The 13,208-nt window shown below is 73.1% G+C and carries 12 protein-coding genes; 10 read left to right on the plus strand and 2 right to left on the minus strand.

The features are described from left to right. The first annotated feature begins 53 nt into the window (after positions 1 to 53). Positions 54 to 650, plus strand: a complete 597-nt coding sequence (locus ACGFML_RS31410) for a DUF3043 domain-containing protein (protein WP_393549023.1) — start codon at positions 54 to 56, stop codon at positions 648 to 650. A gap of 61 nt (positions 651 to 711) precedes the next feature. On the opposite strand, the gene ACGFML_RS31415 is transcribed toward ACGFML_RS31410, so the two are convergent. Continuing rightward, the gene (locus ACGFML_RS31415; protein WP_393549024.1) at positions 712 to 924 is read right to left on the minus strand and encodes a hypothetical protein; all 213 of its coding nucleotides are present in this window, start codon (positions 922 to 924) and stop codon (positions 712 to 714) included. 237 nt (positions 925 to 1,161) lie between these two features. On the opposite strand from ACGFML_RS31415, the gene ACGFML_RS31420 reads away from it, so the two are divergent. From ACGFML_RS31420 to ACGFML_RS31435, 4 genes are all read left to right on the plus strand, one after another. Then, complete coding sequence (locus ACGFML_RS31420) at positions 1,162 to 2,466, plus strand: bifunctional adenosylcobinamide kinase/adenosylcobinamide-phosphate guanylyltransferase (protein WP_393549025.1); 1,305 nt, start codon at positions 1,162 to 1,164, stop codon at positions 2,464 to 2,466. A gap of 62 nt (positions 2,467 to 2,528) precedes the next feature. After that, positions 2,529 to 3,185, plus strand: a complete 657-nt coding sequence (locus ACGFML_RS31425) for a class I SAM-dependent methyltransferase (RefSeq protein WP_393549026.1) — start codon at positions 2,529 to 2,531, stop codon at positions 3,183 to 3,185. Positions 3,186 to 3,239: 54 nt separating this feature from the next. Further along, positions 3,240 to 4,286 (plus strand): nicotinate-nucleotide--dimethylbenzimidazole phosphoribosyltransferase, encoded by a 1,047-nt coding sequence (cobT, locus tag ACGFML_RS31430; protein WP_393549027.1) that lies wholly within the window; start codon positions 3,240 to 3,242, stop codon positions 4,284 to 4,286. Between the two features lie 459 nt (positions 4,287 to 4,745). Continuing rightward, positions 4,746 to 5,450, plus strand: a complete 705-nt coding sequence (locus ACGFML_RS31435; protein ID WP_393549028.1) for a hypothetical protein — start codon at positions 4,746 to 4,748, stop codon at positions 5,448 to 5,450. Here the strand turns inward: ACGFML_RS31435 and ACGFML_RS31440 are convergent. Then, the gene (locus ACGFML_RS31440) at positions 5,425 to 6,162 is read right to left on the minus strand and encodes a hypothetical protein (protein WP_393549029.1); all 738 of its coding nucleotides are present in this window, start codon (positions 6,160 to 6,162) and stop codon (positions 5,425 to 5,427) included. The genes ACGFML_RS31435 and ACGFML_RS31440 overlap by 26 nt on opposite strands. 95 nt (positions 6,163 to 6,257) lie before the next feature. Here ACGFML_RS31440 and ACGFML_RS31445 point away from each other — a divergent pair, with 95 nt between their 5' ends. From ACGFML_RS31445 to ACGFML_RS31465, 5 genes are all read left to right on the plus strand, one after another. Then, positions 6,258 to 7,067 (plus strand): adenosylcobinamide-GDP ribazoletransferase, encoded by an 810-nt coding sequence (locus tag ACGFML_RS31445; RefSeq protein WP_393549030.1) that lies wholly within the window; start codon positions 6,258 to 6,260, stop codon positions 7,065 to 7,067. Positions 7,068 to 7,261: 194 nt separating this feature from the next. Continuing rightward, entirely contained in the window at positions 7,262 to 8,806 is a 1,545-nt protein-coding gene (locus ACGFML_RS31450; protein ID WP_393549031.1) for a leucyl aminopeptidase, read from the plus strand. 323 nt (positions 8,807 to 9,129) lie between these two features. Continuing rightward, positions 9,130 to 10,518, plus strand: coding sequence for a dihydrolipoyl dehydrogenase (gene lpdA / locus ACGFML_RS31455; protein ID WP_393549032.1), 1,389 nt, complete (start codon positions 9,130 to 9,132; stop codon positions 10,516 to 10,518). A gap of 53 nt (positions 10,519 to 10,571) precedes the next feature. Next, on the plus strand, positions 10,572 to 12,287 hold the full coding sequence (gene sucB / locus ACGFML_RS31460; RefSeq protein ID WP_393549033.1) for a 2-oxoglutarate dehydrogenase, E2 component, dihydrolipoamide succinyltransferase: 1,716 nt from the start codon (positions 10,572 to 10,574) through the stop codon (positions 12,285 to 12,287). A gap of 161 nt (positions 12,288 to 12,448) precedes the next feature. Beyond that, positions 12,449 to 13,072, plus strand: a complete 624-nt coding sequence (locus ACGFML_RS31465) for a GntR family transcriptional regulator (RefSeq protein ID WP_393549034.1) — start codon at positions 12,449 to 12,451, stop codon at positions 13,070 to 13,072. Positions 13,073 to 13,208: the final 136 nt, after the last annotated feature.

Consider the following 13,208-nt stretch of genomic DNA (forward strand, 5'->3'; position numbering starts at 1 on the left):
TCGTTCCCCGTCCGACCCTGGCCCACACCCCGCCAGCACGTACCCTGGGGACTGTGTTCCGAAGCCGTTCGAAGGATGAGCAGGCCGCGACCGCCAAGGTGACCGCGGACCAGCCCCAGCAGCCCCGCGACCCGCAGGCCCCCAAAGGCCGCCCGACGCCGAAGCGCAGCGACTCCCAGTCGCAGCGCCGGTCCCGCGCGCAGACGCCCAGCAACCGCAAGGACGCGGCGAAGGCGCAGCGCGAGGCCCGGCGTGCGGACATGACCCGCCAGCGCGAGGCCATGGCCAGCGGTGACGAGCGCTACCTGCCGGTGCGCGACAAGGGTCCGGTGCGCCGGTTCGCCCGTGACTACATCGACTCACGCTGGTGCGTGGCGGAGTTCTTCCTGCCGATGGCGGTGATCATCCTGGTGCTCACCATGATCAGGGTGCCGCAGATCCAGAACATCGCGCTGCTGCTCTGGCTCGTGATCATCGTGCTGATCGTGCTGGACTCGGTCGTCATCTGGATCCGCCTGGGCAAGCTGCTGCCGGCGCGTTTCCCCAACGAAAGCCTCAAGGGCGTCAAGGCGTACGCGATCATGCGGACCCTGCAGATGCGGCGGCTGCGGCTGCCCAAGCCCCAGGTCAAGCGCGGCCAGCGGCCGTAAGCGACACACACAGCACAACGCCCGCCGGCCCGGAGGCCGGCGGGCGCCGCGCTGTCGGGGCTCAGCCCTCGTCGGCGTGCAGGCTCATCGGTCCCGCGTAGATCTCGCTGCCGTCCTCGAAGAGCCGGACCTGGTCCACGCCGCCGTCGAGCAGCGCCTTCCACTCCTCGCCGATCCAGGACTCCGCGTCCCCCTGCGTGGTGAACTCCTCCGGTTCCACGGCGGGCGCCGTCTCGCTACCGTCCGCCTTCTCGAACCGCCACGTCCACGCCATGTGCGCCTCCTGGATCCCGCCGGGTACGTGTCTGTCCGCGGCCGAGCGCCCACTGGCACGCCCCGCCGCATCGTGCTTCCGTGCTGATCCGCAGCCTAGTAGTGGCGTCGGGAGCATGCCCCGGACAACCAGCGAAACCACCGACGGCCGCTGCCCGGCCCGCCCCGACGCACGGGAATGGCCGCGTCCGGGGTCCCCCCGCGCGCTGAGCGCGCCCGGACGCGAGAAAATCGCCGGGTGGAACTCACTCTCCTCGGCACCGGCGCCCCGCAGGGGCTGCCCCGTCCCGACTGTCCGTGTGCCGCCTGCGCGTGTGCCGTCGGCGACGAGGCGCGGGCGGCCACCGCGCTGCTCATCGACGGTGCGCTGCTCATCGACCTCACACCGGGCCCCGCCTTCGCGGCCGCGCGCGCGGGCACGTCGCTGGCCGGGGTGCGGCAGGTGCTGCTCTCCCATCCGCACGACGGCCCCACGCTGGAGGTGCCGGCCGGGCTGCCCACGCCGGGCCGGGTCGCGGACGGGCGGGAGCTGGCGCTGCTGGACGGGCACCGGGTCAAGGCCGTCGCCGTCGACATCCCCGGTACGGGGTACGAGATCACCGGGACCGACGGCGAGCGGCTGCTGTACCTGCCGCCGGGCGCGGCACCGGCGGGACTGGACAACGGGTCCGGGCCGGGCGCGGGCGGCGGGCCGTTCGACATGGTGCTGCTCGACGTCCTGGAGCGGCCGGACGGGCTGGCGCGGCTGCGGGCCGGCGGCGCGGTGGACGCGGCGACCGATGTGGTCGCGGTGCACATCGACCACGGCACGCCGCCGGGGCCCGAGCTGCACCGCCGGCTGGCGGCTGTGGGGGCGCGCACCGTGCCGGACGGGGGGTCGCTGGTGGTCGGCGAGTACCACGCGGTGCCGGATCTGCCGCGTCGCACGCTGGTGCTGGGCGGGGCGCGCAGCGGGAAGTCGGCGGAGGCGGAGCGGCGGCTGGCCGCGTTCCCGGATGTGGTCTATGTGGCCACCGGGGGGACGCGGGAGGGCGATCGGGAGTGGGCGGAGCGGATCTCGCTGCACCGGGAGCGGCGGCCGACCGGCTGGCGGACGGTGGAGACCTGCAATCTGGTGCCGCTCCTGGAGGCCGCAGGGCCGGGCAGAGAGGCCGCAGGGCCGGGCGGCGAAGCGGCGGCGGCGGGCGAGGAGGGGGCGCCCGGAGCGGGGCGGGCCGTCGACGGCTCGCCGCTGCTGATCGACTGTCTGGCGCTGTGGCTGACGCATGCCATGGACGAGGTCGGGGCCTGGGACGACGAGACGTGGGAGGCGCGCGGCCGGCACGAGCTGCGGGAGCGGACGGATGCGCTGGTCGCGGCGGTCCGGGCGACGCGGCGGCGGGTGGTGGCGGTCAGCAACGAGGTCGGTTCCGGCATCGTCCCGGCGAGCGCGGGGAGCCGCCGGTTCCGGGACGAACTCGGGCGCCTGAACGCCGCGTTCGGAGCCGAGTGCGAGCAGGTGCTGCTGGTGGTCGCGGGGCAGGCGCTTGCGCTGCGCGGATGACGTGAGCCGCGCGCGGCCCGTGTCCGCTTGCCCAATGGCGCGGCGGCGGGTGCTCTTGGGGCGTGACCGAATCCGAGCGGAGCGAGGCCGGCGTGCGGGGCGTCTTCGACGCGGTCGTGCGGGCCTATCTGAAGCGGCACCCGCAGGCGACGGTGGTGGCGCTGGGTGAGGGGCTGGGCACCGGGTTCTGGCGGCTGGACAACGGGCGGCTGAACTGGCTGACGGTGCAGCCGCCGGAGTCCGCGGCGGTGCGCCGGATGCTGCTGCCGGACGGCCCTCGGCGCCGGACGGTCGCCCGTGCCACCGCCGACCACGGTTGGCTGGACGCGGTGACGGATCCGGATCTGGGGGTCATCGTCACGGCGCCCGGCGTGCTGATGCGGCTGTCGCCGTCCGCGGTACGGGCGCTGCTGGCAGCCTGCGCGGAGCGCTTCCCCGGTGGGGCACTGGTCTTCGACGTGCTGCCGCGGCGGGTGACCGCGCTGGCCCGGCGGGGTGCCGCGCTGGCCGGCCGGCGGCCCGGGCCGCCACGCTGGGGACCGGACCGCGCGCAGCTGCCGCGGGTGGCGGGCGCGCACCCGGGCATCGCGGCGGTGCGGGAGGTCCCGGTGTCCGGGGCACGGGTGTGGGGGCTGCGGGGGCCGGCACCGGTGGTGTACGAGGTGCGGTTCGCCGCGCGGCGGTGTCCGGCCTGGCGCGCGGGCTGCGCCCGGCCCTGAGCGGGCGTCGCATCCCCGGCACACGCCGAACGTATAGCCGGTAATCTGCGGCCAATGAGCGCCCTGAACCTCGATGACTTCGCCCACCTGATCGAGCGCCCCGACGGCGGCGCGCGCCGTGACGCCGAGGACCGGCGGGCGCGGCGGACCGTCCCGGCCGGAGCGCTCGGCCGGCTCGACGAGCTGGGTGACTGGCTGGCCTCCGTACAACAGCAGGTACCGGTGCGGCCCCTTCAGCGGCCCCGGGTGCTGCTGTTCGCGGGCGATCACGGCGTGGCGGAGCTGGGGGTCTCGGCCCGGCCGGCGGGCGGCACCCGGGATCTCGTGCGGGCCGTGCTGGACGGTGCGAGCCCGGCCGCCGTGCTGGCACGGGCCGCCGGGGCGCAGCTGCGGGTCGTCGACATGGCGGTGGACTGCGCTCCGCAGGAACTGCCCAAGGAGGTCACCGGGCACCGGGTGCGGCGCGGTTCGGGGCGGATCGACATCGAGGACGCGCTGAGCGCCGAGGAGGCCGAGGCGGCGTTCCGGGCCGGGATGGCGATCGCGGACGAAGAGGCGGACGCCGGCTGCGACGTGGTGGTACTGGGCGATCTGAGCGTCGGCGGCACGACGGCCGCGAGCACCCTGATCGGGGCGCTGTGCGGGACGGACGCCTCGGTGGTCACGGGGCGCGGCGGTGCCCGGATCGACGATCTGGCGTGGATGCGCAAGTGCGCCGCGATCCGGGACGCGCTGCGGCGGGCCCGGCCGGTGCTCGGCGACCAGTTGGAGCTGCTGGCGGCGGTCGGCGGCGCGGATCTGACGGCGATGACCGGTTTCCTGTTGCAGAGTGCGGTGCGCCGGACGCCGGTGATCCTGGACGGGGTGGTCTCGGCGGCCTGCGCGCTGGTGGCGCAGCGGGTGGCGTTCCGGGCGCCGGACTGGTGGATCGCCGGGCAGGCGAGCGGCGAGCCGGCGCAGGCGAAGGCGCTGGACCGGATCGCGCTCAACCCTCTGCTCGACCACGGCGTCACAGCGGGTGAGGGGACGGGGGCGCTGCTCGCCCTGCCATTGGTGCAGGCGGCGGCGGCTCTGGCGGCGGAGTTGCCGGTACGCGACTGAACGGCGCCGGCCGGTGGCGGCCGGGCCGGCGGCGTCCCCGGGCCATCGGGTGTCGGGCGCTGCAGCGGGAGATGTCGCTTGAGTCGGGAAGAGGTCGGCCACGGCGGCCGGGGAGCGTGGGGTGCGGGCTCCCCCGCCGGCCCGCCGGGCGGACGAGGTGAGGATCACTCGGTGCGTGCCGAACGCCGCGCCGGTCTGCTCCGTCTTGTGGCGTGGCACGCGGCACGGCGCGGGCCCGGCGTCGCGAAGTGTCGCGCGCCGGTCGGCTTCTCCTCCCGGCGGTGGCAGATCGAATCCCGGTGGTGGCAGATCGAATCGCTCTCCCGCGCTCGGGCGAAATACCGCCCTATAGGCGACGTGCGGTACATGCTCGTCGACGAGAGCGCCGATGTGCTGTCCGTGCGCCCCGCCCCCCGGGCTGCCGGACCTGCGCAGCCGCAAGCACCTGGAGAACAGCAGATGACCGAGCCGGTCCTGCGCCGCGCCGCGCGTGCCGAGTGGGGACCGCTGCTGCGGACCGGGTGGTCCGTGCTGGCCGTGAAGAGGCTCCGGGCGATCCCGCTGACGCTCGCCGCGGTGTGCCTGACCCTGGTGCTCCATCTCGTGCAGACCCAGCCCTGGGGCTACCGGCCGGTGCAGGACATCGGGTCCGTGCAGGCGTACGAGCACCTGTGGTTGGCGCTGCTGCGCACTCCCCTGTCGCTGTTCGTGCCCGCCCTGGACCTGCCGGTGTGGGGCGCGCTGGCGCAGATCCTGGTCGTCTTCGGGCTCGCCGAGATCTGTGTGGGCCGGCGGCTGACGCTCGTGGTCGCGTATGTCGCCACGCTCGCCGGGACGATGTACGCCCGGCTCGGCCTCTGGATAGGCCCGGATTTCCCCGTCGGGCTGCCGGACGCGGACAAGTACGTGGTCGACACGGGCCCGTCGGCGGCGGTGGTGGGCCTGGCGGTCTTCGTGTGCTGGCGCTACCGGGCCTGGTTCACCTGCGCGGTGGTGGCGGCCGCGATGGTCGTCGAGGTGGTGTTCATCAAGACGAACCTCGCGGGCAAGGAACACGTCGCGGCGGTGGCGGCGGTGCTGGTGCTGTGTGTGGCGGCGGAGCTGTGGCGGCCGGGCAAGCCGCGCGGCGCGCAGCACGTCACCGGCTGGGAGCGCCCCCGATGACGTGCTCGACCTTGCGGCGCAGGGCCGACCAGCGCCGGTCGTGGCGGTAGGCGCGGACCGTGGCACGGGCCCGCGCCTTGGCGCGGTTGCGGTAGAAGCGTCTGGCCCAGGGCGAGTTGGGTCGGGCCAGCCGGACGGCGGCGAAGAGCGCGACGAACGGCACGAACACCCCGACGACGGCGAGCCGGCCCTTCCCCTTGACCAGGGCGATCAAGGCGAAGAGGAAGTTGACGCCGACGGTGCGTACGACCTGGAAGCGGTCCTGGGCCTCGGCGGGGCTCAGTTCGTTGACGCCGAACGGCAGGAAGCCGCCGAGGATCAGGGCGACGAGGGCGACGGTGAGGATGACGATCTCGACGCTCTTGGCGCCCTCCTCGGTCCAGTACACGTCGTCCAGGTGCAGGATCAGCGCGAACTCGTCCAGGACCAGTCCCACTCCCATGCCGAAGAGCACCGCGGCGACGCCGGAGCCGAAGCCGGCGCGGCCGCCCGCGAGGGCGATGAAGCCGCCGACGACCATCAGGACGACGCCGGGCACGACGTGGTGGACATGCACCCCGCCGGGGGCGATGTTGTGGAACGGGCCCCGGCCGGCGCGGATGAGACGGGTGATGACACGGGTCACCACGAAGGTCAGCACGAAGGAGGCGAGGGAGAGCAGCAGCGGCAACTTCCCCGGCTCGGTGATGTTGCGGTACCACCAGTGACCCATCCCACGCTCCCCTTTGTCGCGTAAGAGCAATTTACGGGGTTTTGATGAGGATTGATGCTCTCCGGGGCCCGGAGCAGCCGGGATAGCCTGCCGCGATGAGCGACACCCCCGGCCGACCCACCCCCCTCGACGCCCTGCGCTTCGCCTTCGGCACGCTGACCGTCCTCCCGGTACGCGTCACCCGCTGGGACCGGGAGACCGCCCGCGGCGGAATGCTCTGCGCGCCGCTGGCGGGACTGACGGCCGGGCTGGCCGCGGCCGCGCTCGGCGGAGCGGTGCTCCTGCTCGGCGGCGGCCCGCTGCTGGCCGCGGTCGGCGCCGCCGCCGTACCGGCCGCACTCACCCGCGGGCTCCACCTGGACGGGCTCGCCGACACCGCCGACGGCCTGGGCAGCGCCCGGCCCGCCGAGGACGCGCTGCGCATCATGAAGCAGTCCGACATCGGCCCGTTCGGTGTCATCACGCTGGTGTTCGCCCTGCTCGCCCAGGTGGCGGCGCTGTACGAACTGTTCGGCCTGGGCTGGGCGCAGGGCGCGGTGGCGGCGGCCGTCTCGGGGACCGTCGGCCGCTGCGCGCTGACCCTGGCCTCCCGCGCGGGGGTGCCCGCGGCGCGGCCGGAGGGGCTGGGCGCGGCGGTCGCGGGCACCGTGCCGGTGCGCGCCGCGCTGTGGTGCACGGCGCTGGTGACCGTCCTGTGTGCGGCCGCGGGCGGCGCGCTGGGCGGGTGGGACTCCGGCGGGTGGGGTGCGCTGCACACCGCCCTCGCGGCGCTGTCCGGGCTGGGGACCGGCGAACTGGTGCTGCGTCACTGCCGGCGGCGGTTCGGCGGGGTGACCGGCGACGTCTTCGGCGCCCTCGCCGAGAGCGCGGGTCTGGCCGCGCTGGTGGTGCTCGCACTGGGCTGAACGGGCGGTCCCGGCACGGCCCAACTTCCTCGTAGTGGGCGGCGGTTCACCGGCCCCGCGGCCCGGTGCCGACGCACCGTTACCGGCCGGGTCGGCAACAGGCCGGGCCTCACGGCGCCGCCGAGCGTAGGCTCGGCCGCAGCAGCGCCCAGGGCGCACAACGGATTCCCGGACGGAACAGGACCCTCATCACCGTGACTGCACTGACCCTCAGTACTTCTTCCGCCGCAACGCTGCGTGCGGACGCCGTCGTCGTCGGCGTGGCCAAAGGCGCCAAGGGCGTCGTGGTCGCCCCCGGCGCCGAGGCCGTGGACAAGGCCTTCGGCGGCAAGCTCGCCGCCGTGCTGGAGACCCTCGGCGCGAGTGGTGCCGAGGGCGAGGTGACCAAGCTGCCCGCCGCGGACGGCCTCAAGTCGCCGGTCGTGCTGGCGGTCGGCCTGGGCGAGGCCCCGGCCAAGGACGACGGCTACGCCACCGAGGCACTGCGCCGCGCCGCGGGCAGCGCCGCCCGCGCGCTGACCGGCACCAAGAAGGCCGGCTTCGCGCTGCCCGTCGAGGACGCCGAGGCGGCCGCGGCGGTCTCGGAGGGCGCGCTGCTCGGCGCGTACACCTTCACCGCGTACCGCACCAACAGCAACGGCAACGGCAAGATCAAGGGCGGGAAGAACGACGACCGGTCGGCGCCGCTCGCGGAGGCCGCGATCCTCGGCGCCAAGCCGCGCGACAAGGAGTTCAAGGCCGCCGCCGAGCGCGCCCAGGCCCTGGCCGCGGAGATCAACCGCGCCCGCGACCTGATCAACATGCCCCCCAACGACCTCGACCCGAAGTCCTTCGCCGCCCAGGCGCAGGCCGCGGCCAAGGAGTTCGGCCTCAAGGTCGAGGTGCTGGACGAGAAGGCGCTCAAGAAGGGCGGCTACGGCGGTCTGCTGGGCGTCGGCCAGGGTGCCGACACCCCGCCGCGCCTCGTCCGGATCGCGCACACGCACGCCAAGGCCACCAGGACCCTCGCGCTGGTCGGCAAGGGCATCACGTACGACTCGGGCGGCATCTCGCTCAAGCCGGCCGGCCACAACGAGACCATGAAGTGCGACATGAGCGGCGCCGCCGCCGTCTTCGCCGCGGTCGTCACCGCCGCCCGGCTGGGCCTGGAGGTGAATGTCACCGGCTGGCTGGCGCTCGCCGAGAACATGCCCTCCGGCAACGCCACCCGCCCCGGTGACGTGCTGACCATGTACAGCGGCAAGACCGTCGAGGTGCTCAACACGGACGCCGAGGGCCGCCTGGTCCTGGCCGACGCGCTGACCCGCGCCTGCGAGGAGGCCCCGGACGCGATCGTGGACGTGGCCACGCTGACCGGCGCGATGGTGCTGGCGCTGGGCAACCGCACGTTCGGGATCATGGCCAACGACGACGCCTTCCGCGCCTCGATCCACGAGATCGCCGAGGAGGTCGGCGAGCAGGCCTGGCCGATGCCGATGCCCGCCGAGCTGCGCAAGGGCATGGACTCGCCGATCGCCGACATCGCCAACATGGGCGAGCGGATGGGCGGCGGCCTGGTCGCCGGTCTCTTCCTGAAGGAGTTCATCGGCGAGGGCATCACCTGGGCGCACCTGGACATCGCGGGCCCGGCCTTCCACGAGGGCGCGCCGTGGGGCTACACCCCCAAGGGCGGTACGGGTTCCGCGGTACGCACCCTGGTGCGGCTGGCGGAGCGGACCGCCGCGGGCGACCTGGGCTGACCCCGCACCGTCTCACCCGTTATGTCCGTACGGCCCCGGGCTCACCACCCGGGGCCGTAGGTGTGCGATTCCTCTCATCGCGCGGATCCGTTCGCCCTCAACGAAATCCGTACGTCCGTACGCCTCGGTAACCCCCATGGGGCGGCCCCTCGGCCGCCCCCGAGCCCGGCCCGCCGTCCCGTCCGTGTTCAACAAGTGCGAAGATGGGTTCTCGGCAGGACAGGGCCCCCCTTACCCAGGGCCGAAGTTAAAGCGGCCGAACCACAGCCGCCGCCCGGTCATAGGAGACCGGCTCCGGCGTACCCATGCATGGAGGACGTGACGTGGCGAACGACGCCAGCACCGTTTTCGACCTAGTGATCCTCGGAGGCGGTAGCGGCGGTTACGCGGCTGCCCTGCGCGGGGCGCAGCTGGGCCTGGACGTCGCCCTGATCGAGAAGAACAAGCTCGGCGGCACCTGCCTGCACAACGGCTGCATCCCCACGAAGGCTCTGCTGCACGCCGGAGAGATCGCCGACCAGGCTCGCGAGAGCGAGCAGTTCGGTGTCAAGGCCACCTTCGACGGCATCGACATCGCGGGTGTGCACAAGTACAAGGACGATGTGATCAGCGGCCTCTACAAGGGCCTGCAGGGTCTGGTCGCCTCCCGCAAGATGACCTACATCGAGGGTGAGGGCAAGCTGTCCTCCCCGACGTCCGTCGACGTGAACGGCCAGCGTGTGCAGGGCCGCCACATCCTGCTGGCGACCGGCTCCGTGCCGAAGTCGCTGCCGGGTCTGGAGATCGACGGCGACCGCATCATCTCCTCGGACCACGCGCTGAACCTCGACCGCGTGCCGAAGTCCGCGATCGTGCTGGGCGGCGGCGTGATCGGCGTCGAGTTCGCCTCGGCGTGGAAGTCCTTCGGCACCGACGTGACCATCGTCGAGGGCCTCAAGCACCTCGTCCCCGTCGAGGACGAGAACAGCTCCAAGCTGCTGGAGCGGGCCTTCCGCAAGCGCGGCATCAAGTTCAACCTCGGCACCTTCTTCGACAAGGCCGAGTACACCGCCGACGGCGTCAAGGTCACCCTCGCGGACGGCAAGACCTTCGAGGCCGAGGTGCTCCTGGTCGCGATCGGCCGCGGGCCGGTCTCCTCGGGCCTCGGCTACGAGGAGCAGGGCGTCGCGATGGACCGCGGCTACGTCCTGGTCGACGAGTACATGCAGACCAACGTGCCGACCGTCTCGGCCGTCGGCGACCTCGTCCCCACCCTCCAGCTCGCGCACGTCGGCTTCGCCGAGGGCATGCTGGTGGCGGAGCGGCTGGCCGGTCAGAAGACCGTGCCGATCGACTACGACGGCGTGCCGCGCGTGACGTACTGCCACCCCGAGGTCGCTTCGGTGGGTATCACCGAGGCCAAGGCCAAGGAGCTGTACGGCGCCGACAAGGTCGTCGCTCTCAAGTACAGCCTCGCGGGCAACGGCAAGAGCAAGATCCTCAAGACCTCGGGCGAGATCAAGCTCGTCCAGGTCAAGGATGGTGCCGTGGTCGGCGTCCACATGGTCGGAGACCGTATGGGCGAGCAGGTCGGTGAGGCCCAGCTGATTTACAACTGGGAGGCCCTGCCGGCCGAGGTTGCGCAGCTCGTTCACGCGCACCCCACGCAGAACGAGGCACTCGGTGAGGCCCACCTGGCCCTGGCCGGAAAGCCTCTCCACTCCCACGACTGACCCCAGTCCCGGGCGCGACCACATCCGCACATTCGATAGGAGCAACTGAAACCATGGCGGTTTCCGTAACCCTGCCGGCGCTCGGCGAGAGCGTCACCGAGGGCACCGTCACCCGCTGGCTCAAGGCCGAGGGTGAGCGCGTAGAGGCCGACGAGCCGCTGCTCGAGGTGTCGACCGACAAGGTCGACACCGAGATTCCGGCACCGGCCTCCGGCGTCCTCTCCTCCATCAAGGTGGCCGAGGACGAGACGGTGGAGGTCGGCGCCGAGCTGGCCCTCATCGACGACGGCAGCGGTGCCCCCGCTGCCGAGGCCGCACCGGCCCAGGCCGAGGCTCCGGCCGAGGCCCCCGCCGCCCAGCCGCAGCCCGAGCCCACCCCGGCCCCCGCCGCCGAGGCCCCGGCCGCCGGCGGCGCCGAGGGCACCGACGTCGTGCTCCCCGCCCTGGGTGAGAGCGTCACCGAGGGCACCGTCACCCGCTGGCTGAAGGAGGTCGGCGAGGAGGTCTCGGCCGACGAGCCGCTGCTGGAGGTCTCCACCGACAAGGTCGACACCGAGATCCCCGCGCCGGCCTCCGGCACCCTGCTGGAGATCGTGGTCGGCGAGGACGAGACCGCCGAGGTCGGCGCCAAGCTCGCCGTCATCGGTGCTGCCGGCGCCGCGGCTCCGGCCGCTGCCCCGGCCGCCCCGGCTCCGGCCCCCGCACCGGAGCCCGAGCCCACCCCGGCTCCGGCCGCCGCCGCCCCGGCGCCCGCTCCGGCGGCCCCGGCCCCGGCGCCCGCTCCGGCCCCCGCGCCGGCTCCGGCAGCCGCTCCCGCCCCGGTCACCCCGGCTCCGGCCGCGGGTGAGGAGGCCGCCTACGTCACCCCGCTGGTGCGCAAGCTCGCCGCGGAGACCGGCGTGAACCTCGCCACGGTCAAGGGCACCGGTGTCGGTGGCCGGGTCCGCAAGCAGGACGTCATCGCCGCCGCGGAGGCCGCCAAGGCCGCCGCCCCGGCCGCAGCCGCCCCGGCCGCGTCGAAGGCTCCGGCCCTCGAGGTGTCCCCGCTGCGCGGTCAGACCGTCAAGATGCCGCGGATGCGCAAGGTCATCGGCGACAACATGATGAAGGCCCTGCACGGCCAGGCGCAGCTGACCACCGTGGTCGAGGTGGACATCACCAAGATCATGCGGATGCGCAACAAGGCCAAGGAAGGCTTCGCGCAGCGTGAGGGCGTCAAGCTCTCCCCGATGCCGTTCTTCGTCAAGGCCGCTGTCCAGGCGCTGAAGGCCCACCCGGTCGTCAACGCCCGGATCAACGAGGACGAGGGCACCATCACCTACTTCGACACCGAGAACGTCGGTATCGCGGTGGACGCGGAGAAGGGCCTGATGACCCCGGTCATCAAGGACGCCGGCGACCTCAACATCGCCGGTATCGCCCGCAAGACGGCGGACCTGGCGGGCAAGGTCCGCGCGAACAAGATCACGCCGGACGAGCTGTCCGGTGCGACCTTCACCATCAGCAACACCGGTTCGCGCGGCGCCCTGTTCGACACCGTGATCGTGCCCCCGAACCAGGTCGGCATCCTGGGCATCGGCGCGACCGTCAAGCGCCCGGTGGTCATCAACCACCCGGAGCTCGGCGAGACCATCGCGGTGCGCGACATGACCTACCTCGCGCTCTCCTACGACCACCGTCTGGTGGACGGCGCGGACGCCGCCCGCTACCTGACCACGGTCAAGCAGATCCTGGAGGCCGCCGAGTTCGAGACCGAGATCGGTCTCTGAGTCCGGCAGTCACGCCGTAGGTGTGTCGAAGGGGTCGGCCCCGGTTCGTACGAGCCGGGGTCGGCCCCTTTGCACGTCCCGAACCCGTTGTTGTCTGCCGGATCGCGTCCCGCCTCCCGGATAATGGCCCCTGGCCACCACCCGCTCTGAAGGAGCACGTCATGACCCCGCCCGTCGTCCATTCGCTGCGCGAGCAGATCCGCGAGCACATCCTCGAGGGGATCGTCAGCGGCCGCTGGCAGCCGGGCGAGCGGATCGTGGAGCGCCGGATCGCCGTGGAGCTGGAGGTCAGCCAGACACCGGTCCGCGAGGCGCTGCGCGAGCTGGAGTCGCTGCAGCTGATCGAGTCGGCGCCGAACAAGGGCGTGCGGGTGCGGAATCTGACCGCGGACGACCTCAAGGAGAGCTATCCGGTCCGCGCCGGGCTGGAGCAGGTGGCAGCGGAGCTGGCCGCGGGCCGGCTGGCGGACGACACGGCGGCCCTGGAGCGCGAAGTGGCGGCGCTGCGGGAGGCGGACCGGACGGGTGACGGCGAGGCCCAGGTGCGGCACACGGTGGCCTTCCACCGCGAGATCGTGCAGGCGGCCGGGAACGCCGTGCTGCTGCACACCTGGGAGTCGCTGGGCGTCGAGGTCTGGACGACGCTGTCGATCCGCTGGTTCAGTCCGGAGCCGCGTTCGCATGCCCTGGACCACCAGGAGATCGTGGACGCGTTCCGGCGGCGCGACCCGAAGATCGGCACCCTGCTCAAGGCACACGTGCTGAGCTGCGCACCGAGGGTCTGACGGGCCCGCAAGAGGGGGTCCCGCGAGGCGCGGGACCCCCTCTTTTTTACTGACACCGCGTGCCGAAATGTGCGGCACGCCGTGCCGACCTGCGGTTATTCCTCCGTTGAGCGTTGATCGATCATCGATCAGGGGC

This window comes from Streptomyces sp. NPDC048650 (genome assembly GCF_043199095.1).
Lineage (GTDB): Bacteria > Actinomycetota > Actinomycetes > Streptomycetales > Streptomycetaceae > Streptomyces.